Here is a 23,465-nt window from a genome sequence, read left to right as displayed (position 1 = left end):
GACTGGGTCCATGACTCCTACGACGGAGACCATGGTCGGAATCGGCGGCGCCGCGGAGAGCACCGACATGGTGCTCAACATCGGCCCGCAGCATCCCTCCACGCACGGGGTGCTGCGTCTCAGGCTCGTCCTGGACGGCGAGCGGATCCAGCACGCGGAGCCGGTGATCGGCTATATGCACCGCGGCGCGGAGAAGCTCTTCGAGGCGCGCGACTACCGCCAGATCATCATGCTCGCCAACCGCCACGACTGGCTGTCGGCCTTCTCCAACGAGCTGGGTGTGGTCCTCGGCGTGGAGCGCATGCTCGGCATGGAGGTCCCCCCGCGCGCGGTGTGGACCCGCACGCTGCTCGCCGAGCTGAACCGGGTGCTGAACCACCTGATGTTCCTCGGCTCGTACCCTCTGGAGCTCGGCGGGATCACGCCGGTCTTCTACGCGTTCCGGGAACGCGAGGTCCTCCAGAACGTCATGGAGGAGGTCTCCGGCGGCCGTATGCACTACATGTTCAACCGCGTCGGCGGCCTCAAGGAGGACCTGCCCGCGGGATGGGCCGCACGCGCGCGTGCGGCGGTCGCGGCCGTGCGCTCGCGCATGGACCGGTTCGACGACCTGGTGCTCGGCAACGAGATCTTCCGGGGGCGCACGCGGGGCGTGGGTGTCCTCGCGCCGGAGACCGTGCACGCGTACGGCGTGAGCGGGCCGGTCGCGCGCGCCTCGGGCGTCGACTTCGACCTGCGCCGCGACGAGCCGTACCTCGCGTACGGGGAGCTGCAGGACACCCTGAAGGTGGTGATCCGGAAGGAGGGCGACTGCCTCGCCCGCTTCGAGGTCCTGCTGGAGCAGACGCACAACTCCCTGGATCTCGCCGACGCCTGCCTCGACCGGCTCGCCGAGCTGCCGCCCGGGCCGGTCAACCAGCGGCTCCCCAAGGTCCTGAAGGCGCCCGAGGGCCACACGTACGCGTGGACCGAGAACCCCCTCGGCATCAACGGCTACTACCTGGTCAGCAAGGGCGAGAAGACCCCGTACCGGCTCAAGCTGCGCTCGGCCTCGTACAACAACATCCAGGCGCTGGCGGAGCTGCTGCCGGGCACGCTGGTGGCGGACATGGTGGCGATTCTGGGGTCGCTGTTCTTCGTGGTCGGAGACATCGACAAGTAGCCGACAAGCAGCCGACAAGCAGCCGTCGAGCGGCTGTCTCGGATCAGCGCACAGCCCGGCCGCGGGGAGTTACGGACGCGCCCGGGAAAGAGCCGGTCGGTGGGCAGGTTCAGTCGGCGAGGACGTCCGCGACGCCGACCGGCTGGAGCAGCCAGCGGAAGTCGCCGAGTCCGCCCGCCGCGGTGAGTTCGGCGGCCTCGCCGGCGCTCGCGAGGGCGCGCACGTAGGCCGTGGGCTGAGTGGACGCCATCGCGAGCGAGGGGCGTGCGCCGCTGATGCCGAGGGTGCGCAAGGCGTCGCGCTGGGTCAGGAGGCGCCCGCCGGGGAGCGCACACGCGTCCAGGCACGCGTCCAGTGCGACATGCGCCGTGATGTCACAGGACCCGTCCGGCACGGGTGCAGTCGCCCGCCCCTCCCGGAAGCCGGTGAGCGTTCCGAACGGCGGGCGCGCGTCCCTCGTGTGCGCGTAGTCCACCGCCACCGCGAGGCCCCGCTCCACGGTCGCGACCGCCGTCGCCCACGCCTCGTCGCGGGGCAGCCCGATCTCCGCCCGTGCCCCCTCCTCGGCCGGCAGCGGCCACCATCGGGCGAGCCACCCCGCCTCCGCGCCGGAGACCGGCTCCCCGAGCCGCTCCCGCCCGTCCTCCCGTACGAGCACCCGCCGCGCCTCGCCCGCGGAGTCCACCTCGGCGACCTCCACGGGCACGTTGTCCAGCCACTCGTTGGCGAACAGCAGCCCGGTGATCCCCTTCGGGGGCTCGGCCAGCCACTCGATCCGGTGATGGAGGCCCTCGGGGCGCTCGGTGATCTCGACGGCGTACCCGCGCGCGCGGGCGGCCACCTCGGCCGGCAGCGCGGCGAGCACTCCGGCGGCCAGCTCGCCGCGCCCCGCGGCCATGTCGACGAAGCCGAGCTCCGCGGGCCGCCCCAGCGCCTCGTCGACCCGGCACAGCAGCCGGGCCACGGCCTGGGCGAACAACGGCGACGCGTGCACGGACGTACGGAAGTGCCCGGCCGGTCCCTCGGGCCTGCGATAGAAGCCGTCCGGGCCGTACAAAGCCGCCTCGGCCGCCGCCCGCCAGCCCTGCCACTCGCCCGCCGCCTCTGCCGCCACCGGCCCAGGTTAGGGAACGCAATCACCAAAACTCCACCTTGCGGAGTATGCGGGCGAGACAGGGATCGGTCCTCCGGTTGACCCCTGCACGCATCTGACTTCCCTACGCTGGGTTACGTGCAGCGCCTCTACGATTTCCTCCGCAGACACCCGACATGGGTCGACATTGTCTGGGCCGTTGTCCTGCTCGGGATCTCGGTGGCGAGCGAGGACGCCCGGCAGGTCGGCCGGGGGACGGACTCCCCCGGTGTGATCGTCCCGGTCATGCTGCTGCTGTGCCTGGTGGTCGCGCTGCGCCGGAAAATGCCGGAGAAGATGCTGCTGCTGGGCCTCGGGCTCGGTGTCGCGCAGGTCGCGCTGGACGTCGAGACGATGGCCGCCGACTTCGCCCTGCTGGCGATCGTCTACACCGTGGCCGCCACGGGCGAGCGCTGGGCCTCCCGGCTCGCGCTGGCGACGGGTCTGTGCGCGGCTCCGGTGGCCCAGTTGCGCTGGCCCAACCAGGACACGAGCGCCCTGGGCAACGTCGCCCTCATGGTCTTCCAGACGGTGCCGTTCGCGCTGGCCTGGGTCCTCGGCGACTCGATCCGCACCCGCCGCGCCTACTTCGCGCAGCTGGAGGAGCGGGCCGCGCGGCTGGAGAGGGAGCGCGAGGCGCAGTCCAAGGTCGCGGTCGCCGCCGAGCGCGCGCGGATCGCGCGCGAGCTGCACGACGTCGTCGCGCACAACGTCTCGGTGATGGTGGTCCAGGCCGACGGCGCCGCCTACGTCCTCGACGCGGCCCCCGACCAGGCGAAAAAGGCCCTGGAGACCATCTCCTCCACCGGCCGCCAGGCGCTCGCCGAGATGCGCCGCCTGCTGGGCGTGCTGCGCACCGGCGAGCACCAGGAGGGCGGCGAGTACGTCCCGCAGCCCGACGTGGAGCAGATCGAGGACCTGGTCGAGCAGTGCCGGGGCTCCGGACTGCCCGTCGACTTCAAGATCGAGGGCACCCCGCGACCGCTGCCCAGCGGCGTCGAGCTCACGGCGTACCGCATCGTGCAGGAGGCGCTGACCAACACGCGCAAGCACGGCGGCCCGAACGCGGGCGCCAGCGTCCGGCTGGTCTACTTCGACGACGGCCTCGGCCTGCTCGTCGAGGACGACGGCAAGGGCGCCCCGCACGAGCTGTACGAGGAGGGCGGCGTCGACGGCGCCGGCCACGGCCTGATCGGTATGCGCGAGCGGGTCGGCATGGTCGGCGGCACCCTGGACGCGGGCCCGCGTCCCGGCGGAGGATTCCGCATCAGCGCCCTGCTCCCGCTCAAACCGGCGCACTGACGCCTACGTACGCCCTCGGTTGACACCTGTCACGCCCCCTGCCCCGCACCCCGCAACAACCCACGGAAGAGGCCCCATGACGATCCGCGTGATGCTCGTCGACGACCAGGTGCTGCTGCGCACCGGGTTCCGGATGGTGCTCGCGGCCCAGCCGGACATGGAGGTCGTCGCGGAGGCGGGCGACGGTGTCGAGGCCCTTCAGGTGCTGCGCTCGACCGCCGTGGACGTCGTGCTGATGGACGTCCGGATGCCGAAGCTGGACGGGGTGGAGACCACCCGCCGCATCTGCTCGGAGCCCGACCCGCCGAAGGTGCTGATCCTGACCACCTTCGACCTGGACGAGTACGCGTTCTCCGGGCTGAAGGCGGGCGCCTCCGGCTTCATGCTCAAGGACGTGCCGCCCGGCGAGCTGCTCACCGCGATCCGCTCGGTGCACAGCGGCGACGCGGTGGTGGCGCCGTCGACCACGCGCCGGCTGCTCGACCGCTTCGCTCCGATGCTGCCGAGTGCCGGCAAGGAGCCCCAGTACAAGGAGCTGGAGCGGCTCACCGACCGGGAGCGAGAGGTCATGGTGCTGGTCGCCCAGGGCCTGTCCAACGGCGAGATCGCGGCCCGGCTCGTGCTGTCCGAGGCGACCGTCAAGACCCATGTGGGCCGCATCCTGACCAAGCTGGGGCTGCGGGACCGGGTACAGGTCGTCGTCCTGGCCTACGAGACGGGTCTGGTGCGCGCGGGCGGGCGCGGCTAGCGGGGGCTCCATGGCCGACGCCTGGCGGGGATGCATGGTCGACGCCTGGCGGGGATCCATCAGAAGCCGGCTGGTGGGGATTCATCAGAAGCCGCCTGGCGGGGCATCCACCAGCACCTCCTGGACACGTACCGGGCCCGGCAGCTCGGTGGGCAGGCGCCGCACGCGCCCGGCGCCCACGACATCCCCGGACACCGGCAGGTCGTCCGGGAACTGCGGCACCGCCCGCCTTCCGTGCGGTGCTCGCCGAACGACCGGCCCGCGGGCGGATGACGGCCGGCCGTGAGCCGCCGGCTGCGGCCACGGCTCCGGTCCGGCTGCGGGTCAGCTGCCGTCCCCGGCGCTCAGCAGGGAGACGAAGTCCGCCACCGCCGACTTCACGTCGTCCGGCGTCCACTCCAGGCCGGAGGCCCGTATGTAGACCTCCGTCGCGGCCAGACCCGGGCCCTTGTCTTCCCACGGGTTGGCGAACAGGACGGTCCTCGTCTCCTCGGCCTGCCGGATCGCGGCCTCCGAGACGGTTTCCACGTCGTACGGCAGCCAGACCTGGAAGTCGTGGGTGTGCGGCACCTCGGGGTGTACGCGCGCCCATGGCACCCCGGCCGCCGCGAACCCCTCGCGCAGCGCGTCGGCCACCACGCGCGCGTGGGCCACGTACTCGGGCAGCCGCGGCAGCTCGCGCTCCAGTCCGGCCAGTACCGACAGCACGGTCGGGAACTGCTGGAAGACCGTGCCGCCGTACCGGTGCCGCCAGGCCTTCGCCTCCTCGATGAGAGTCTTCGGGCCGGCGAGAGCGGCGCCGCCGTAGCCCTCCAGAGACTTGTAGAACGACACGTAGACGCTGTCGGCCAGCCCCGCGATCTCTTCCAGAGGCCGGCCGAAGTGCACGGTGGACTCCCACAGGCGGGCCCCGTCGAAGTGGACCACCGCGTCGCGTTCCCGGGCGGCCTCGACGACCTCGACCAGCTCCTCCCAGGAGGGCAGCACGAAACCGGCGTCCCTGAGGGGGAGTTCCAGCATCAATGCCCCGAAGGGCTCGTCGAAGCGCCGTACCTCGTCCGCGGTCGGCAGCCGGGGCTCGCTCGTCATCCGGACCGGGCGCAATCCGCTGACCTGGCTGAACGCGTTCCGCTCGTGCAGCTCTGGGTGGGACAGCCCGTGCAGGGCGACGGCCGGGTCGCCGGTGCGGCCCGCCCAGCAGCGCAGGGCGACCTGCTGGGCCATCGTGCCCGTCGGGAAGAAGGCGGCGGCCTCCGTGCCGAGCAGTCCGGCGACCTTGTTCTCCAGGGCCTCGACGATTCCGTCGCCATACATGTCCGACGTCTCGTCGAGGTCGTACAGCTCCGACGCCGCGTCCAGCAGGGCCAGGCGCTCCCGGAGGGTGCCGAGGACGCCCAGGCGCGCGAGGGCGCGGTCCGCGCCTCTACAGGCGGCTATGCGCCGCGCTCTGCGCTGTGGACGCCGTTCTTCGTCCGAGATCCGCTCCCGATCCTGGCTGTTCTCTGCCTGCTCCGCCGTGTCGCTCATCCCCGGATGATGCCCGCAGCCCCTCCGCGCGGGCACCCGGTTTTCAGCACGTGCGGTCAATAGGTGCGGGGCGCACGGGAACCCACAGCCTGTGGACAACCGACCGCCCCCGGAACCAATCGCGTTAACATGACGAGAAATCGTCCGGTACCCAGAGCGGACTGGAACGGGAAGGCCGCCGTCGCGTGAGTACAGTCCAACAGCCAGACACCCAGGACCGCCCCGCGCGGCTCACCGTCGGCGTCGTCGGCGCCGGCCGCGTGGGCCCCGCGCTCGCCGCGTCCCTCCAACTCGCCGGCCACCGGCCGGTGGCCGCCTCCGGCGTCTCCGACGCCTCCCGGCGCCGGGCCGCGCAACTGCTGCCCGACGTGCCGCTCGTCCCGCCCGCCGAGGTCATGGAGCGGGCCGACCTGGTGCTGCTGACCGTCCCCGACGACGTCCTGCCCGGCCTCGTCAAGGGCCTCGCCGAGACCGGCGCGGTCCGGCCCGGCCAGCTGCTGGTGCACACCTCCGGGCGGTACGGCGCCAAGGTCCTGGACCCCGCTCTGCGCGCCGGCGCGCTGCCGCTGGCCCTGCACCCGGCGATGACCTTCACCGGCACCCCCGTGGACGTACAGCGCCTGGCCGGATGCTCCTTCGGCGTCACCGCGCCCCAGGAGCTGCGACTCGCGGCCGAGGCCCTGGTCATCGAGATGGGCGGCGAACCCGAGTGGATCGCGGAGGAGATGCGGCCGCTGTACCACGCGGCCCTCGCGCTGGGCGCCAACCACCTGGTGACGCTGGTCGCCCAGTCCATGGAGCTGTTGCGCGCCTCCGGAGTCGAGGCCCCCGACCGGATGCTCGGCCCGCTGCTCGGCGCCGCCCTCGACAACACCCTGCGCTCCGGCGACGCGGCGCTCACCGGCCCCGTCGCGCGCGGGGACGCCGGCACGGTCGCCGCCCACGTCGAGGAGCTGCGCAAGCACGCCCCGCAGGCCGTCGCCGGCTATCTGGCGATGGCCCGCGCGACGGCGGACCGGGCGCTCGCCCACGGCCTGCTGAAGCCGGAACTCGCTCAGGACCTCCTCGGGGTACTCGCCCACGGGACCAACGGCGCCGAAGGGGATGCCCGATGAGCACCGTCCTGCTGCGTACCGCTGACGAACTGCACGCCCGCGCGCGGACGGGCCGCCGCGTCGTCGTGATGACCATGGGTGCCCTGCACGAGGGCCACGCCACGCTGATCCGCACCGCCCGCGAGATCGCCGGCCCGGACGGCGAGGTCGTCGTCACGGTCTTCGTGAACCCCCTGCAGTTCGGCCAGGGCGAGGACCTCGACCGCTATCCGCGCACCCTGGACGCCGACGTCAAGCTCGCCGACGAGTCGGGCGCGGACGTCGTGTTCGCCCCCTCCGTGGACGAGGTGTACCCGGGCGGCGAGCCTCAGGTCCGCATCAGCGCCGGCCCCATGGGGGAGCGCCTGGAAGGCGCGTCGCGCCCCGGCCACTTCGACGGCATGCTCACCGTCGTCGCCAAGCTGCTGCACCTCACCCGCCCCGACGTGGCGCTGTACGGCCAGAAGGACGCCCAGCAGCTCGCCCTGATCCGCCGCATGGTGCGGGACCTGAACTTCGGCGTCGAGATCGTCGGCGTACCGACCGTGCGCGAGGACGACGGGCTGGCCCTGTCCAGCCGCAACCGCTACCTTTCGCCGGCCGAACGGCGCACGGCGCTCGTGCTGTCCCGCGCGCTGTTCGCCGGCCGTGACCGGCACGCGGCGCAGGAGGCGCTGCGCGCGCGGGCGCTCGAGGTGCCCGCCACGCGTGCGCGTGCCGAGGCCCTGAGCGCCATCGGGGAGTCCCGCGCCGCGGCCGACGCCCACGCCGTCGCCAAGGCGCTCCCGGGCGCCCCGTCGGCCGTCCGCGCGGCCGCCCGCCTGGTCCTCGACGACGCCGCCCGCCTGGATCCCCCGCTCGCGCTGGACTACCTCGCCCTCGTCGACCCGTCCGACTTCTCGGAGATCGAGGACGACTTCACCGGCGAGGCCGTTCTCGCCGTCGCCGCCCGGGTCGGGACGACCCGGCTGATCGACAACATCCCCCTCACCTTCGGAGCCGCCTCGTGACCAGCACAGGCATACGCCCGCCCGTCGCCCACCACCACCCTCAGACGAGAGCGCTTCGCGCTCACCTCCGCTTGCATGCGCCCGTGCCCGGGTGGAACATCGCCGCGGACGTCGTGGTCGTCGGCTCGGGCGTCGCCGGCCTGACCACCGCCCTGCGCTGCGAGGCGGCCGGTCTCAGCACGGTCGTGGTCACCAAGGCCCGCCTCGACGACGGCTCCACCCGCTGGGCGCAGGGCGGTATCGCAGCCGCCCTCGGCGAGGGCGACACGCCCGAACAGCACCTGGACGACACCCTGGTCGCCGGCGCGGGCCTGTGCGACGAGGAGGCCGTACGGATCCTCGTCACCGAGGGTCCCGACGCAGTACGCCGCCTGATCGCGACCGGCGCGCACTTCGACGAGTCCGAAGCGGGCGACCTGGAGCTCACCCGCGAGGGTGGCCACCACCGCCGCCGTATCGCCCACGCGGGCGGCGACGCGACCGGCGCGGAGATCTCCCGCGCACTGGTCGAAGCCGTCCGCGCGCGGGGGCTGCGCACGATCGAGAACGCGCTCGTCCTGGACCTCCTCACGGACGAGGACGGCCGGACGGCGGGTGTGACCCTGCACGTCATGGGCGAGGGCCAGCACGACGGTGTGGGCGCGGTGCACGCGCCCGCGGTGGTCCTCGCGACCGGCGGGATGGGCCAGGTCTTCTCGGCGACCACCAACCCGTCCGTGTCGACGGGCGACGGCGTGGCGCTCGCCCTGCGCGCCGGCGCGGAGGTCTCCGACCTCGAGTTCGTCCAGTTCCACCCCACCGTGCTGTTCCTCGGTGCGGACGCCGAGGGCCAGCAGCCGCTCGTGTCCGAAGCGGTACGGGGCGAGGGCGCCCACCTCGTGGACGCCGACGGTGTGCGCTTCATGGCCGGCCGGCACGAACTCGCCGAGCTGGCGCCCCGGGACATCGTCGCCAAGGGCATCATGCGGCGCATGCAGGAGCAGGACGCCGAGCACATGTTCCTCGACGCCCGGCACTTCGGCGCCGACATGTGGGAGCACCGTTTCCCGACGATCCTGGCCGCCTGCCGCGCCCACGGCATCGACCCGGTCCACGAGCCCATCCCGATCGCCCCGGCCGCCCACTACGCCTCCGGCGGCGTCCGCACCGACGACCACGGCCGCACCACCGTTCCCGGCCTGTACGCGTGCGGCGAGGTCGCGTGCACCGGCGTGCACGGCGCCAACCGGCTCGCGTCGAACTCCCTCCTGGAGGGTCTGGTCTACGCCGAGCGCATCGCCGCCGACATCGGGGCGAGCCGGGCGGAAAACGGCCTCCACGCGCGCGTGCCCGCCCCCTTCGACCACCCGGAGAAGCCCGCCCACCCGCTGCTGGCGCCCGAGGCCCGGTTCGCGATCCAGCGGACCATGACACGGGGCGCGGGCGTCCTGCGCTCCGCAGGCTCCCTGGCCACCGCCGCGGACGCCCTCCAGCGGCTGCACAGCGACGCCCGGGACGCCCTCGACGAGAACGGCAAGACCGCCGAGCCCGGCGTCGACACCTGGGAGGCCACCAACCTCCTGTGTGTGGCCCGCGTCCTGGTCGCCGCGGCCAGCCTGCGCGAGGAGACCCGGGGCTGCCACTGGCGCGAGGACCACGCCGAGCGCGACGACACGGCCTGGCGCCGCCACATCGTCGTACGGCTGAATCCGGACCGCACCCTCGCCGTACACACCACCGATACCGCAGACTTCCCCCCGACCCGGCAGTACCGGCAGCCCCACCAGGAGCAGTGACAGAAGTGAGCACCCCCGACCTTCCCCTCGCGTCGACCGGCGGCTGCGGCGACGGCTGCGCCTGTGGCGCCGACGGCTACGAGGAAGCCGCAGAATACGCGGAGTGCGGGCTCGACCCCGCGCTCGCACAGCTCCTGACCGACGCCGGGCTCGACCCCGTGGAGGTCGAGGACATCGCCAACGTCGCCATCCAGGAGGACCTCGACCACGGCGTGGACGTCACGACCGTCGCGACCATCCCGGAGGAGGCCGTCGCCACCGCCGACTTCACCGCGCGCGAGGCGGGCGTGGTGGCCGGCCTCAGGGTCGCCGAGGCGGTCGTCTCGGTGGTCTGCACGGACGAGTTCGAGGTCGAGCGGCACGTTGAGGACGGCGACCGCGTGGAGGCCGGACAGAAGCTGCTGTCGGTCACCACCCGCACCCGTGACCTGCTGACCGCCGAACGCAGCGCGCTCAACCTCCTGTGCCGCCTGTCGGGCATCGCGACCGCCACGCGCGCGTGGGCGGACGCCCTGGAGGGCACCAAGGCGCGCGTCCGCGACACCCGCAAGACGACACCGGGCCTGCGCTCCCTGGAGAAGTTCGCGGTCCGCTGCGGCGGCGGCGTCAACCACCGTATGTCGCTGTCCGACGCAGCCCTCGTCAAGGACAACCACGTGGTCGCCGCGGGCGGCGTCGCCCAGGCCTTCAAGGCCGTACGGGAGGCCTTCCCGGAGGTGCCGATCGAGGTGGAGGTCGACACCCTGCACCAGCTGCGCGAGGTCGTCGACGCGGGCGCCGACCTGATCCTGCTGGACAACTTCACGCCGGGCGAGTGCGAGGAGGCGGTGGCGATCGTCCACGGCCGCGCGGCCCTGGAGGCGTCGGGCCGCCTGACGCTGGACAACGCGCGCGCGTACGCCGACACCGGCGTCGACTACCTCGCCGTAGGGGCCCTCACCCACTCCTCGCCGATCCTGGACATCGGCCTGGACCTGCGCGAGGCGGAGTAGTCGCGATGCTCCTCACCATCGACGTGGGCAACACGCACACGGTTCTGGGCCTGTTCGACGGCGAGGACATCGTCGAGCACTGGCGCATCTCCACGGACGCGCGCCGCACCGCCGACGAGCTGGCGGTCCTGCTGCAGGGCCTGATGGGCATGCACCCCCTCCTCGGCGACGAGCTGGGCGACGGCATCGACGGCATCGCGATCTGCGCGACCGTCCCGTCGGTCCTGCACGAGTTGCGCGAGGTCACGCGGCGCTATTACGGCGACGTGCCCGCGGTCCTGGTCGAGCCGGGCGTGAAGACGGGGGTGCCGGTCCTCACCGACAACCCCAAGGAGGTCGGCGCGGACCGGATCATCAACGCGGTGGCGGCCGTCGAGTTGTACGGCGGACCGGCCATCGTCGTGGACTTCGGTACGGCGACCACGTTCGACGCGGTCTCCGCGCGCGGGGAGTACGTCGGCGGTGTCATCGCACCCGGTATCGAGATCTCCGTCGAGGCGCTCGGTGTGAAGGGAGCGCAGCTGCGGAAGATCGAGGTGGCGCGGCCGCGCAGCGTGATCGGCAAGAACACCGTCGAAGCCATGCAGTCCGGGATCATCTACGGGTTCGCGGGCCAGGTGGACGGCGTCGTGAACCGGATGGCACGGGAACTCGCGGACGAGCCTGAGGACGTGACGGTCATCGCGACGGGGGGACTGGCGCCGATGGTGCTGGGGGAGTCCGCGGTCATCGACGAGCACGAGCCGTGGCTGACGTTGATCGGGTTGCGCTTGGTGTACGAGCGGAACGTGTCGCGGATGTGAGGGGTGCGCGTGCGGGCGGGGGGCGAGCGCAGGGCTGATTCTTCGCCCCCCTCCGCCCTTACGCGTCCCGTCCTCCCCTGTCGCCCTTGCCCGTCCCGTCCTCCCCGTCGCCCTTGCCTCCCGTCCGCTTCCGTCCCTTCGGCCCCGGTCGGGGCCGGGCTCAAGAAGTCGGCTTGGGCCGTGCGCCTTCGACCGCCGCCAGACTGCACCGCGTCCTCCGGACCCGCCGGTGCCCCCGGACCCGCCGGCCGGGTGGCTGTGGACGCGACACCCGGGTGACTTATGTCGAGTTTGTCTGATTAGCGCGTATCGTCGCCACATGCCCACGCCATACGGATCCCGCGGCGGCATGGCGTTCGGTGTGGAGGAGCTGCGTGTGCTCCGCCGCGCTCTCGCCCTCGCCCTGAACCCCACGCCCGCCTCCGCCGAGGACGTCCAGGCCTGCCTCCGCCTCGCCGAGTCCCTCGACGAGGCGACGCGTGAGGGTGCCCGGATGCGCGCCTTCCTGGTGGCCGACCTCGCCCGGTACCGCGCCGCACTCCCCGGCACCGCCGCCGGATTCCTCGCGCTGCTGGAGGAGGCGCTGGGCGCCGGGCACCGCCCGGACCCCGACGATCTGGCCGGCCTCAGGGCCCTGCGCGGCAACCCCCTCGCCGCCGCCCTCCTCGACCGCTGCGAAGCCCTCGTGGAACGGGACGTGCGTGCCCGTCTGTCCCGCAACGCCACCCGCCTGGCCTCCTGCTCAACCCCGGCCGTCCCCGCCTCCCGTACCCGCCTCCTGGCCCTCCCTGGGGGCCGTTCGGCGGCCAGGGACGACCACCCGGCCGGGTGGCACACCGCCGAGCGGGACGCAACGAACCGCGCCGCCAAGGATCCGGCGAAGGAACCCGCACGGAAGCCCCCGCAGAAGCCCGCCGAGCGACCGGAGCGACCGGAGCGGCCTGACCGGCCACAGCGGCCCGGTGCGCCCGAACCGTCCAGGCCGGCCGCTCCCGAGCCGCCCGGTCCTGCCGGGCCCAAGCCGGCGCGCCCCATCCCCACGCCGGGCGAGGTCTTCCCGCGGCGCAAACCCGCCACCCCGCCGTCCGCGACCCCTCCGCGACAACTGGTCGTCGCAGGCTGAAGCGCACTGTCTCGCCTCGCCCCACTTCGCCCCACCCCGCCCCGAGCGTCCCCCGGCCCCTGGCTACCCTGGACGCATGGACTACGTCTCCGCGCTCGTGCCCCCGGTCGTCATGGCCGTGTTCTTCATCGGTGTGATCAGGGTGATCGTGAAGACCCAGGGCGGGGCCAACAAGGCCAAGGAGGACGCGGTCGTCGACGCCGCCCTGGCGCGCGCCGAGGACGCCCGTCAGAGCTCGGCGCACACCGACGCCTGAGCGGACGGACAGCGCGCCTCACCGGTGTACGACTCCACACCCTGTCGAGTCGTACACCCCTTTTGCGCTTGTTTGATGATGAAAGAGCACGTTCGTCACGCCAATACCGGTATCTCCCACTATTGTGCTGAGTTGTGCCTCGCCCATTGGGAGAACTCGAAGACGCGGTCATGACGCGGGTGTGGAAGTGGAACCGCCCGGTGACCGTTCGAGAAGTCCTGGAAGATCTTCAGCAGGAACGGTCCATCGCCTACACCACGGTGATGACCGTTCTGGACAATCTCCATCAGAAGGGCTGGGTTCGTCGTGAGGCCGAAGGCCGGGCCTATCGATATGAGGCGGTCTCCACGCGCGCCGCGTACGCCGCGGCCCTGATGAACGAGGCCTGGTCGCAGAGCGACAACCCGGCCGCCGCTCTCGTCGCGTTCTTCGGCATGATGAGCGAGGAACAGCGAGTTGCCCTGCGGGACGCCGTCCGCATCGTTCAGGGCCCGGAATCCCCGGAGCCCGCCCCGGCCTCCGCCCCCGATACCGCGCGGACGAACCCCGGCTCGGCACCGGAGGGCCGCGGGCGATAGCGTCCGCTCATGTCAACAGAGAGCTCAGCAGAGAGCTCAGCGCAGAGCTCGGCGGAGAGTCCCTCCGTCGCGAGTCCCGAAGTCACCGCAAAAGCCATCACCGTCCGGCGTGCCCGTACCGGCGATGTCCCGGCCGTGCGCCGTCTCCTTGACGCGTACGTCCGTGGCGGCATCCTTCTCGACAAAGCGACGGTGACGCTTTACGAGGACATCCAGGAGTTCTGGGTCGCCGAACGGGACGACAACGCCGAGGTCGTGGGCTGTGGCGCCCTGCACGTGATGTGGGAAGACCTCGCGGAAGTCCGTACTCTCGCCGTGAAGCCCGGCCTGAAGGGCGCCGGTGTCGGCCATCAGCTACTGGAGAAGTTGCTGCACACCGCGCGCTGGCTCGGTGTTCGTCGCGTTTTCTGTCTGACCTTCGAAGTGGACTTCTTCGGCAAGCACGGCTTCGTGGAGATCGGTGAGACACCCGTCGACACCGATGTCTACGCGGAGCTCCTGCGTTCCTATGACGAAGGCGTGGCGGAGTTCCTCGGTCTCGAACGAGTGAAACCGAACACCTTGGGCAACAGCCGGATGCTTCTGCATCTGTGATCGCCCGGACGGGACAAGGGACGACAAGACGGGATCCGGAAGGCGTATTCCGTCCGGACGAGCCCTGCCCGGGTTCCCTATGTCCGAAACGCGCACGTTTCCGGACTGTGGGAGGTCGGTCGGTCTCTCCCAGGGGTTTGTGTTTTTCCGGCAAAAGCGGTTTGCTTTCCGACGTAGTGCAGTACTGCATATAACAGGGGACGGCGAAACGGCGGACGCCGCAGACTCCCGGCCCTCACGTTATGGATGAAAGGAAATCCGGTGGCACAGAAGGTTCAGGTCCTTCTTGTCGACGACCTCGACGGCGGCGAGGCGGACGAGACTGTCACGTTCGCGTTGGACGGCAAGACGTACGAGATCGATCTCACGACCGCCAATGCGGACAAGCTGCGCGGCCTTCTTGACCCTTACGTGAAGGGCGGCCGCCGTACCGGAGGCCGTGCTTCGGGTGGGCGTGGAAAGGCGCGTGCGGCTTCCGGCGGCAGCCAGGACACCGCGCAGATCCGTGCCTGGGCGAAGGAGAACGGTTACGAGGTCAATGACCGCGGCCGTGTTCCGCAGTCCATTCGCGAGGCTTACGAGAAGGCCAACGGCTGATCGAGGGACCCGGCGCAGCGTGGATCCTGTGCAGCGTGGATCCTGCCCGAAGCGCGGCCTGGCTCAGTGCCGGGTCCGGGGGAGGACGGCCGACGGCAGGGCTTGCGCGCGTCGAAGCCGCAGGCGGTGGCATTGCGTTGCCACCGTGTTCAGCACGCGTACGAGATCGGGGGCGCCCCCAACGCCCCCACCGCGCCCCACGACCGACAGTGTCGGCAGCGAGGCCTCGACCTCGCCTTCAGGCTCGGGGGGCCGCACCCACACGGCGGCCCCCTGCGCGGCCCCCGAGCAGCCCACGGGCAGCGTCCACACGTCGGCCGGCCCCGTCGGCCTGGTCGGTCCCGCGGACCCAGGAAGCGTCGGTTCGGGCGCGGACCCGGGTCTGCGCGTCAGCCCCGCCGCCATCGCCGCCCTCGCATCGGCAGGCAGCGGCGCGTCCATCACGCCGCCGTCGCCGATCATCGTGAGGTCGAGCGGCAGCGAGCCCCACTCCAGCCACTCCAGCACGCCCGGCACGTCCTCCGCGCTGCCCGCCGCCACCAGGATCCGCATCCGGCCGCCCTGCAGGGCCACCGGAGAGTCCGCGGCGAGGTGCCGCAGGGCCGCCCGTCCCGCCTCGGCCGGCACCTCCAGGACGTCGAAACGCGGGCCCACGCGGAGCCGGACCGGACAGGCGGGGACACCTGGAGTTGCGGCGGGCTCTGGACGCGCGGGCACTGTCGGCCAGCCCAGGTCGTTCTCGTACCACCGACGGATCTCGTACCACCGACGGCTCTCCTCCCGCGGGCAGATCTCCTCGCTCGGATCGAGCGGCCGACGGGGGAGCGGGACCGTGGCGAGGCCCGTGGGACCCTTGGGAAGGTCCGAGGAACCCGTGCGAAGGTCCGTGGTGATCGGGGGGAGGGCGCCAACCATGCCAGGCGCAACCGTCGAAAGGGCGCGCAAGTTACGCTCTGTGGTACGGCGAATGCGCAGAGTGCTGGAAATGGGGGCGTGCGGGGGCACGGCGGAGCACAAGGTTGTTCGCCCATAGCGGAGGGAACGGGGGCGCGCGGCATGGACTGTCCGTGCGAGCGGGTAAGACATCCCTAGTGGGAGGGGGCGACACGCAGGACAGGCCGTCTCACGTTCGCCATCGGCGTACTGATGGTGGGGGTAACAGCTTGGCCTGCGGGAACATCGTCTCGCACCATCAGGTTGGAGCATATGTCGGCGTTCGGGGTCAGGAGGCAGTGTTGGTTCTCGGTCCGGTGTCGGCAGTTGGAATGAGCGGTCCCCGCTTGCGGGACTAAGCTGCGGAAGGACAGGGAGGGGAAGTTCCCCCCACTGCCTGACCGCTCTGAGGAGCGATTAACGATGTTCGAGAGGTTCACCGACCGCGCGCGGCGGGTTGTCGTCCTGGCTCAGGAAGAAGCCCGGATGCTCAACCACAACTACATCGGCACCGAGCACATCCTCCTGGGCCTGATCCACGAGGGTGAGGGTGTCGCCGCCAAGGCCCTTGAGAGCCTCGGGATTTCGCTCGAGGCGGTCCGCCAGCAGGTGGAGGAGATCATCGGGCAGGGGCAGCAGGCCCCGTCCGGGCACATCCCCTTCACCCCCCGTGCCAAGAAGGTCCTGGAGCTGTCGCTCCGCGAGGCCCTTCAGCTGGGCCACAACTACATCGGCACGGAGCACATCCTGCTCGGCCTGATCCGTGAGGGCGAGGGCGTCGCCGCCCAGGTCCTGGTCAAGCTGGGCGCAGATCTCAACCGGGTGCGGCAGCAGGTCATCCAGCTGCTCTCCGGTTACCAGGGCAAGGAGACCGCCGCCGCCGGCGGGCCTGCCGAGGGCACGCCCTCGACGTCCCTGGTCCTCGACCAGTTCGGCCGGAACCTCACCCAGGCCGCTCGTGAGTCCAAGCTCGACCCGGTCATCGGGCGCGAGAAGGAGATCGAGCGGGTCATGCAGGTGCTGTCCCGTCGTACGAAGAACAACCCGGTCCTGATCGGTGAGCCCGGTGTCGGCAAGACCGCCGTCGTCGAGGGTCTCGCCCAGGCCATCGTCAAGGGCGAGGTGCCCGAGACCCTCAAGGACAAGCACCTCTACACCCTGGACCTCGGCGCGCTGGTCGCCGGCTCCCGCTACCGCGGTGACTTCGAGGAGCGCCTGAAGAAGGTCCTCAAGGAGATCCGCACCCGCGGTGACATCATCCTGTTCATCGACGAGCTGCACACGCTGGTCGGTGCGGGTGCCGCCGAGGGCGCCATCGACGCGGCTTCGATCCTGAAGCCGATGCTGGCCCGCGGTGAGCTGCAGACCATCGGTGCGACGACGCTGGACGAGTACCGCAAGCACCTGGAGAAGGACGCGGCCCTCGAGCGCCGCTTCCAGCCCATCCAGGTGGCGGAGCCGTCCCTGCCGCACACCATCGAGATCCTCAAGGGTCTGCGTGACCGGTACGAGGCGCACCACCGCGTCTCCATCACCGACGAGGCGCTGGTCCAGGCCGCCACTCTGGCCGACCGGTACATCTCGGACCGCTTCCTGCCGGACAAGGCGATCGACCTGATCGACGAGGCCGGCTCCCGGATGCGCATCCGCCGGATGACCGCGCCGCCGGACCTGCGCGAGTTCGACGAGAAGATCGCCGGTGTCCGCCGGGACAAGGAGTCCGCGATCGATTCGCAGGACTTCGAGAAGGCCGCCTCCCTCCGCGACAAGGAGAAGCAGCTCCTGGCCGCCAAGGCCAAGCGGGAGAAGGAGTGGAAGGCCGGCGACATGGACGTCGTCGCCGAGGTCGACGGCGAGCTGATCGCCGAGGTCCTCGCGACCGCCACCGGCATCCCGGTCTTCAAGCTGACCGAGGAGGAGTCCTCGCGTCTGCTGCGCATGGAGGACGAGCTCCACAAGCGGGTCATCGGCCAGAAGGACGCCGTCAAGGCGCTGTCGAAGGCGATCCGTCGTACGCGTGCGGGCCTCAAGGACCCGAAGCGTCCCGGTGGTTCGTTCATCTTCGCCGGCCCGTCCGGTGTCGGTAAGACCGAACTCTCCAAGGCCCTCGCCGAGTTCCTCTTCGGTGACGAGGACGCGCTGATCTCCCTCGACATGTCGGAGTTCAGCGAGAAGCACACGGTGTCGCGTCTGTTCGGTTCGCCCCCCGGATACGTGGGCTACGAAGAGGGCGGCCAGCTGACCGAGAAGGTGCGCCGCAAGCCGTTCTCGGTCGTCCTCTTCGACGAGGTCGAGAAGGCCCACCCGGACATCTTCAACTCGCTGCTGCAGATCCTGGAGGACGGTCGCCTGACCGACTCCCAGGGCCGGGTCGTGGACTTCAAGAACACGGTCATCATCATGACGACCAACCTCGGCACCCGGGACATCTCCAAGGGCTTCAACCTCGGCTTCGCCGCCGCGGGTGACACGAAGTCCAACTACGAGCGCATGAAGAACAAGGTCTCGGACGAGCTCAAGCAGCACTTCCGCCCCGAGTTCCTCAACCGCGTCGACGACGTGGTCGTCTTCCCGCAGCTGACCCAGGCCGACATCCTCGCGATCGTCGACCTCATGGTCGGCAAGGTGGACGAGCGCCTCAAGGACCGGGACATGGGCATCGAGCTCTCCCAGTCCGCCAAGGAACTGCTGTCCAAGAAGGGCTACGACCCGGTGCTGGGTGCGCGTCCGCTGCGTCGCACCATCCAGCGCGAGATCGAGGACTCGCTCTCCGAGAAGATCCTCTTCGGCGAGCTGCGTCCCGGTCACATCGTGGTCGTGGACACCGAGGGCGAAGGCGAGACGGCGACCTTCACCTTCCGGGGTGAGGAGAAGTCGGCCCTGCCCGACGTCCCGCCGATCGAGCAGGCGGCCGGCGGAGCCGGACCGAACCTGAGCAAGGAGGCGTAAGCCTCAGGGCTGCGGCGCCACGGAAAGGGGCCGGTGCTTTCGAGCACCGGCCCCTTTCGCACGCCTCGGGGGCGGGCAATGATCGCCTGCTTTGTGGGCGGTTACGACAACTGACCGTCGTAGTCCGGCAGTTTGTACGTCTTCTCGGCGTGGCCGCCCGAGAGGTCCGTGGCGCTGTTGCCGATGTTCGCGATGATCGTGTAGCCCTTGGACTCGATGTCGACGCGCTGGGCGGTCTTGTAGGCGGCGACGTCCTTGAAGAGGTCGGCGAAGCCGCGGACATAGAGCCCGGAGACCTTGTAGCCGACGTGGGCGAGGTTGTAGTCGGTCACCGAGGCGATGATCCCCGGACGAGCCGTGACGAAGAACAGGGAGACGCCGTGCTCCTGCGCGTACTTGGCGACGGCCAGGACGGGCTTGTTGGCCGGCTGCGGGTAGCTGAAGCCGAAGTCGGTCTCCAGGGTGGTGTTGTCGACGTCGAAGACGATCGCCTGCTTCTCGCCCGGCTTCGTCGCCGCCATGCGCTGCTTCAGATAGGGCAGGGCCTGGTCCATCACGGCCTGGCAGTCCTTCTGCCAGGTCGCGTAGTCGGCGTCCTCGGCAGCCGCGGTGGTGGCCGTTGTGGTGACAGTGGCCGTCGTTGCGGTCGTCAAGGTGCCCGTGGTGGTCGTCGCGGCCTCGGCGGGGACGGCAAGGGCCGCGAGGGCGGCGGCGGAGGCGGCGGTGACGGCTGCGCGGCACGCCCAGGGGCGTCTCGTGGTCATGTGGGGGGTTCCTCTCACGTCCAGACGTTCTGCAGTTGTCGGGTGCATGCTCGTGGGTGAGGGTGGCGTGAGGGGAACCGTAGGGTTACTGGGCGGTAAGTCGCCAGAGACCTGCGTCACATGACGGTCGCTCATCGAAGATCGGGAGCGGTGGGGCCGGTGATAAGCAGCACAGGCGATTTGCCCGATACTAGCCGGAATAGTAGAAACATCAATACGGTCAAAAGCCGCATTTCGCCATGAATTTATGGGTGAATTGCGCCGCATTGATGCGATTGACCCTTGATGGCTCATCTGTCAAGAAGGGCGACTTTCCGGTGTGAAGTACTAGATTCTGTCGTAGAACAGCTGTTTGGGGGTATGTGGGGTCGGCGGTTACCAAGGGGTGGCTCCATCCGGCGGATGTCCGTACGCCGGGTGGCCTTTCTGTCCCCGTCCCCATGAGGTTCCGAATGTCCCCGCGTGTCTCGTCCCGTTCTTCCCGTACGTCCGTCCTCCGCACCCGTGCGGCTGTGCTGGCCGCCGGCCTCGGAGTGTCGGTCGCGCTGGGCGCAGGGGTCGCGGCCGCCGCCACTCCCGCGGCGGCCGCCACCGCAACCGTCGTCCACACCCAGACCGCCGCCGCCAAGAAGGCCGCGTCCTGGATCGACCCGGTGAAGAACTACAAGCTGTCCGCGGGCTTCGCCCAGGCCGGTGCTCTGTGGCAGTCCACCCACAGCGGTCAGGACTTCGCTGTGCCGAGCGGCACCAATGTCATGGCCGCGCACGGCGGCACCGTCGTCAAGGCGGGCGGCAACGGCGCCGGTGACGGTCCCGCGTACGGCAACGCCATCGTCATCAGGCACAGCAGCGGGACGTACTCCCAGTACGCCCACCTGTCGCGGATCGACGTGAGGGTCGGCCAGATCGTCGGCACCGGTCAGCACATCGCCCGGTCCGGAAACACCGGCAACTCCACCGGCCCGCACCTGCACTTCGAGATCCGTACGACCCCGAATTACGGCTCGGCCATCGACCCGGTCGCCTTCCTGCACTCCAAGGGCGTGAAGGTCTGAGGGAAGCCCTCCGAGGGAGGGCCCAAGCCCCCGGGTCCCCTCCGTGGGGCTACGCCCCCCGGGCCCCCTCACGGGTCCCCTCGTGGGCCTGGGTCACCAGGTCCGTCGCCACCTCCAGGACCGCCTTGCGTTTCTCCTCGGGAGAGGCGTCCAGGTCCTGGAGGAAGAACATCCCGGCGTGCAGGGTGAAGATCGCGCTGATGCAGCGGACCTGGTCGGCGAGGGCCGTGTCCGGGTCGGCGATGATCTCGCGCAGGCCCTTCATGCGCTCCTTGAAGGTCTCGCCGACCCGTAGTTCCCGTACCGCCGCCTGGTTCTCCTGCATGAAGCGGAACAGTGGTGCCGCACCTGCCAGGATCTCGCTGTACCGGCGTACGATCTCCTGCTTCGTCTCCAGGGTGTGCGGCTGCTGCCGGCCCCACTCGATCAGGTCGAGGATCGGCCGTGTGCGGTCCTCGAAGATGCTGACGAGGATCTCTTCCTTGGTCTTGAAGTGGTAGTACAGGGCCGCCTTGGTGACGTCGAGGTGCTCGGCGATCTCGCGCAGGGAGGTCTTCTCGTAACCCTGCTCGGCGAACAGGTCGAGGGCCACGTCCTGGATGCGCTGGCGGGTGTTGCCGCGGCGCTGCTGCTTGGTGCCGTCCATGGTGCCGCCCATCGTCGCACTCCTGAAAACTTACTTGACGCCCGGCTAGTTACGGGTCTACCTTCCCCAGTGTAGTCAACTAGCCGGGCGACAAGTAAGTAGCCGACCGGTGCAGCACCAGGGAGTGGGAGCGATGGCGGACACACAGACGGTCGCGACGAAACCGGTCGAGACGGAACCGGAGAAACAACCGAAGAGCGTACGGGTCGTGCTGCTCGCGCTCATGATCACCATGATGCTCGCCATGCTCGACAACATGATCGTGGGCACCGCGATGCCGACGATCGTCGGCGAACTCGGCGGACTCGAACACCTTTCGTGGGTCGTGACCGGGTACACGCTCGCCACCGCCGCCTCCACCCCGCTGTGGGGCAAGATCGGCGACATGTACGGGCGCAAGGGCGTCTTCATGAGCTCGATCGTGCTCTTCCTGATCGGCTCCGCGCTCAGCGGTATGGCCCAGGACATGGGGCAGCTGATCGGCTTCCGTGCGATACAGGGCCTGGGCGCCGGTGGTCTGATGGTCGGCGTCATGGCGATCATCGGGGACCTGATTCCGCCGCGGGAACGCGGCAAGTACCAGGGCATGATGGCCGGCGTCATGGCGCTCGCGATGATAGGCGGACCGCTGGTCGGCGGCACCATCACCGACCACTGGGGCTGGCGCTGGGCGTTCTACATCAACCTGCCGCTCGGCGTGGTGGCGCTGGCCGCGATCAGTGTCGTACTGCACCTGCCGAAGAAGCGGGCGCAGGCGCGGATCGACTACCTGGGCGCCGGACTGCTGACCGTCGGCATCACCGCGATCGTGCTCGTCACCACCTGGGGCGGATCCGAGTACGCCTGGACGTCCGCGCGGATCATGGAGCTGATCGGGATCGGCGTCGCCGCGCTCATCGGGTTCGTGTTCTGGCAGACCAAGGCCGCCGAGCCGGTCGTACCGCTGCACATCTTCCGCAGCCGCAACTTCACCCTCATGTCGGTCATCGGCTTCGTCACCGGCTTCGTGATGTTCGGCGCGACCCTCTTCCTGCCGCTGTACCAGCAGTCCGTGCAGGGCGCCTCCGCGACCAACTCCGGTCTGCTGCTCCTGCCGATGCTGGGCGCGATGCTGGTGACCTCGATGGTCGCGGGCCGAGTGACCACCAGCACCGGCAAGTACAAGGTCTTCCCGGTCGTCGGCAGTGTGCTGATGGTCGTCGGGCTCTACCTGCTGTCGACGATGGACACCGACACCACCCGGTTCATGTCCGGCGTGTTCATGGCCGTCGTCGGTCTCGGCATGGGCTGCCTGATGCAGATCACCATGCTGGTCGCGCAGAACAGCGTGGAGATGAAGGACATGGGCGTCGCGTCCTCGTCCACCACCCTGTTCCGCACGCTCGGCTCCTCCTTCGGTGTCGCGATCATGGGCGCGCTGTTCAACAACCGCGTCCAGCACGTCATGACCGAGCGGGCCGGGGCGATCGGGTCCAAGGTGACCGAGAAGTCCGCACAGCTCGACGCGGCGAGCCTGAAGAAGCTGCCGGCGGTGGCCCGGGAGGCGTACCAGCACGCGGTGTCCTCCGGCACGCACTCGGCGTTCCTGCTCGGCGCGGTGGTCGCGGTGGTCGCGCTGGCGGCGGCGGTGTTCGTCAAGGAGGTCCCGCTCAAGGGCGCCGGACCGCAGTAGGCGGGCGAGGACTCGACCGACGGTGCCGCGGCGCAGCCGCCCATGGTCGAGGCGTGTGACCCGCGCATGAGCTGAAGGCCCCCGGATGGTGTCCGCCCCGGGGGCCTTCGCCCGCCCGGATCCAGGGGATCTTCGCCCGTACCGGGATCCAGGAGATCTCCATCCGCGCCCGGCCCCAGGAGATCTTCACCCGCCGGGATCCCGGGAATCTTCGCCCGCCGGGATCCCGGGAATCTTCGCCCGCCGGATCCAGGGGCGCTGTCAGTGGCCCGTGCCACCATCGCCGTATGGACAAGATGCGGCAGGTGCGGCTGGCCAAAGACGCCATGGACCGGGACTGGGCCGACCCGGAGCTCGACCTGGACGCGGTCGCCGCGCACGCCGGGTACTCGCGGTTTCACTTCATACGCGCCTTCCGGGAGACGTACGGCGAGACGCCCGGCCAGTACCTCACGCACCGCCGCATCGAGCGGGCGGAGGAGATGCTGCGCACCGCGAACCTGTCGGTGACGGAGATCTGCCATCTCGTCGGCTTCAGCAGCCTGGGCACCTTCTCGACCCGGTTCAAGGCGTGGACCGGGCTGACCCCCACCGAGTACCGGACCAAGCACGTCGGCCGCGGAGCCGCCCTGATACCCGGCTGCTACGCCATGCTGTGGGCCGGAGGCTTCCGCACCGCTCCGGGCGGCGCACAGCGCAATTCTGAAGAAGCGATCTGACGGCGCCGCTGCCTACCGTGACAGGGCACGACCG

23 protein-coding genes are annotated in these 23,465 nt (G+C 70.4%); 17 read left to right on the top strand and 6 right to left on the bottom strand.

Going from position 1 to position 23,465, the window contains the following annotated elements; genetic code table 11:
• Window positions 1-10: 10 nt before the first annotated feature.
• Window positions 11-1,162: an NADH-quinone oxidoreductase subunit D gene (locus ACIBK3_RS44495; protein WP_399374203.1), complete on the top strand. Its 1,152-nt coding sequence runs from the start codon at window positions 11-13 to the stop codon at window positions 1,160-1,162.
• A gap of 109 nt (window positions 1,163-1,271) precedes the next feature.
• Here the strand turns inward: ACIBK3_RS44495 and ACIBK3_RS44490 are convergent, their stop codons facing one another.
• On the bottom strand, window positions 1,272-2,276 hold the full coding sequence (locus ACIBK3_RS44490) for an SAM-dependent methyltransferase (protein ID WP_399374201.1): 1,005 nt from the start codon (window positions 2,274-2,276) through the stop codon (window positions 1,272-1,274).
• Window positions 2,277-2,393: 117 nt separating this feature from the next.
• Between ACIBK3_RS44490 and ACIBK3_RS44485 the strand changes: the two genes are divergently transcribed.
• Window positions 2,394-3,596 (top strand): sensor histidine kinase, encoded by a 1,203-nt coding sequence (locus tag ACIBK3_RS44485; RefSeq protein WP_399374200.1) that lies wholly within the window; start codon window positions 2,394-2,396, stop codon window positions 3,594-3,596.
• 76 nt (window positions 3,597-3,672) lie between these two features.
• Window positions 3,673-4,344 carry a response regulator gene (locus ACIBK3_RS44480; protein ID WP_399374199.1) on the top strand — a complete coding sequence of 224 codons (672 nt, stop codon included), beginning with the start codon at window positions 3,673-3,675 and terminating at the stop codon, window positions 4,342-4,344.
• Between the two features lie 84 nt (window positions 4,345-4,428).
• Here ACIBK3_RS44480 and ACIBK3_RS44475 read toward each other — a convergent pair whose 3' ends face one another.
• On the bottom strand, window positions 4,429-4,566 hold the full coding sequence (locus ACIBK3_RS44475) for a hypothetical protein (RefSeq protein WP_399374197.1): 138 nt from the start codon (window positions 4,564-4,566) through the stop codon (window positions 4,429-4,431).
• 102 nt (window positions 4,567-4,668) lie between these two features.
• Complete coding sequence (locus ACIBK3_RS44470) at window positions 4,669-5,871, bottom strand: threonine aldolase family protein (protein ID WP_399374195.1); 1,203 nt, start codon at window positions 5,869-5,871, stop codon at window positions 4,669-4,671.
• Between the two features lie 185 nt (window positions 5,872-6,056).
• Here ACIBK3_RS44470 and ACIBK3_RS44465 point away from each other — a divergent pair, with 185 nt between their 5' ends.
• The 10 genes from ACIBK3_RS44465 (at window position 6,057) to ACIBK3_RS44420 (ending at window position 14,693) form a co-directional block, all read left to right on the top strand.
• A complete protein-coding gene (locus ACIBK3_RS44465) occupies window positions 6,057-6,986 on the top strand; it encodes a Rossmann-like and DUF2520 domain-containing protein (protein WP_399374193.1) in 930 nt (309 codons plus the stop codon).
• Entirely contained in the window at window positions 6,983-7,975 is a 993-nt protein-coding gene (panC, locus tag ACIBK3_RS44460) for a pantoate--beta-alanine ligase (RefSeq protein WP_399374191.1), read from the top strand. Before ACIBK3_RS44465 ends, panC begins: the two co-directional genes overlap by 4 nt.
• Before the next feature lie 11 nt (window positions 7,976-7,986).
• Window positions 7,987-9,750 carry an L-aspartate oxidase gene (locus ACIBK3_RS44455; protein ID WP_399374261.1) on the top strand — a complete coding sequence of 588 codons (1,764 nt, stop codon included), beginning with the start codon at window positions 7,987-7,989 and terminating at the stop codon, window positions 9,748-9,750.
• Window positions 9,751-9,755: 5 nt separating this feature from the next.
• Window positions 9,756-10,742, top strand: coding sequence for a carboxylating nicotinate-nucleotide diphosphorylase (nadC, locus tag ACIBK3_RS44450; RefSeq protein ID WP_399374189.1), 987 nt, complete (start codon window positions 9,756-9,758; stop codon window positions 10,740-10,742).
• Between the two features lie 5 nt (window positions 10,743-10,747).
• A complete protein-coding gene (locus ACIBK3_RS44445) occupies window positions 10,748-11,545 on the top strand; it encodes a type III pantothenate kinase (RefSeq protein WP_399374187.1) in 798 nt (265 codons plus the stop codon).
• Between the two features lie 349 nt (window positions 11,546-11,894).
• Window positions 11,895-12,668, top strand: coding sequence for a hypothetical protein (locus ACIBK3_RS44440; RefSeq protein WP_399374260.1), 774 nt, complete (start codon window positions 11,895-11,897; stop codon window positions 12,666-12,668).
• A gap of 76 nt (window positions 12,669-12,744) precedes the next feature.
• Window positions 12,745-12,924: a hypothetical protein gene (locus ACIBK3_RS44435; RefSeq protein WP_399374186.1), complete on the top strand. Its 180-nt coding sequence runs from the start codon at window positions 12,745-12,747 to the stop codon at window positions 12,922-12,924.
• Window positions 12,925-13,070: 146 nt separating this feature from the next.
• A complete protein-coding gene (locus tag ACIBK3_RS44430; protein ID WP_399374184.1) occupies window positions 13,071-13,502 on the top strand; it encodes a BlaI/MecI/CopY family transcriptional regulator in 432 nt (143 codons plus the stop codon).
• Between the two features lie 9 nt (window positions 13,503-13,511).
• A complete protein-coding gene (locus ACIBK3_RS44425; RefSeq protein ID WP_399374182.1) occupies window positions 13,512-14,096 on the top strand; it encodes an amino-acid N-acetyltransferase in 585 nt (194 codons plus the stop codon).
• 261 nt (window positions 14,097-14,357) lie between these two features.
• Window positions 14,358-14,693: an Lsr2 family protein gene (locus ACIBK3_RS44420; protein WP_399374180.1), complete on the top strand. Its 336-nt coding sequence runs from the start codon at window positions 14,358-14,360 to the stop codon at window positions 14,691-14,693.
• Window positions 14,694-14,756: 63 nt separating this feature from the next.
• Here the strand turns inward: ACIBK3_RS44420 and ACIBK3_RS44415 are convergent, their stop codons facing one another.
• Window positions 14,757-15,608 carry an SCO3374 family protein gene (locus ACIBK3_RS44415; protein WP_399374178.1) on the bottom strand — a complete coding sequence of 284 codons (852 nt, stop codon included), beginning with the start codon at window positions 15,606-15,608 and terminating at the stop codon, window positions 14,757-14,759.
• Window positions 15,609-16,049: 441 nt separating this feature from the next.
• Between ACIBK3_RS44415 and ACIBK3_RS44410 the strand changes: the two genes are divergently transcribed.
• Complete coding sequence (locus tag ACIBK3_RS44410) at window positions 16,050-18,575, top strand: ATP-dependent Clp protease ATP-binding subunit (RefSeq protein ID WP_399374177.1); 2,526 nt, start codon at window positions 16,050-16,052, stop codon at window positions 18,573-18,575.
• Window positions 18,576-18,676: 101 nt separating this feature from the next.
• Here ACIBK3_RS44410 and ACIBK3_RS44405 read toward each other — a convergent pair whose 3' ends face one another.
• A complete protein-coding gene (locus tag ACIBK3_RS44405) occupies window positions 18,677-19,339 on the bottom strand; it encodes an HAD family acid phosphatase (protein WP_399374175.1) in 663 nt (220 codons plus the stop codon).
• 452 nt (window positions 19,340-19,791) lie between these two features.
• Here ACIBK3_RS44405 and ACIBK3_RS44400 point away from each other — a divergent pair, with 452 nt between their 5' ends.
• Window positions 19,792-20,394 (top strand): M23 family metallopeptidase, encoded by a 603-nt coding sequence (locus ACIBK3_RS44400; RefSeq protein WP_399374174.1) that lies wholly within the window; start codon window positions 19,792-19,794, stop codon window positions 20,392-20,394.
• A gap of 49 nt (window positions 20,395-20,443) precedes the next feature.
• On the opposite strand, the gene ACIBK3_RS44395 is transcribed toward ACIBK3_RS44400, so the two are convergent.
• A complete protein-coding gene (locus ACIBK3_RS44395; protein ID WP_399374173.1) occupies window positions 20,444-21,052 on the bottom strand; it encodes a TetR/AcrR family transcriptional regulator in 609 nt (202 codons plus the stop codon).
• Between the two features lie 121 nt (window positions 21,053-21,173).
• On the opposite strand from ACIBK3_RS44395, the gene ACIBK3_RS44390 reads away from it, so the two are divergent.
• Window positions 21,174-22,712: an MDR family MFS transporter gene (locus tag ACIBK3_RS44390; protein WP_399374171.1), complete on the top strand. Its 1,539-nt coding sequence runs from the start codon at window positions 21,174-21,176 to the stop codon at window positions 22,710-22,712.
• A 296-nt stretch (window positions 22,713-23,008) separates the two neighbouring features.
• Window positions 23,009-23,431 carry a helix-turn-helix transcriptional regulator gene (locus ACIBK3_RS44385; protein ID WP_399374259.1) on the top strand — a complete coding sequence of 141 codons (423 nt, stop codon included), beginning with the start codon at window positions 23,009-23,011 and terminating at the stop codon, window positions 23,429-23,431.
• Window positions 23,432-23,465 lie beyond the last annotated feature (34 nt).

The organism is Streptomyces sp. NPDC050287 (assembly GCF_044459385.1).
In the GTDB taxonomy this organism is placed as follows: domain Bacteria; phylum Actinomycetota; class Actinomycetes; order Streptomycetales; family Streptomycetaceae; genus Streptomyces.
The sequence above is the reverse complement of the archived record's forward strand: the minus strand, read 5'-3'. Positions and strand labels throughout refer to the sequence as shown.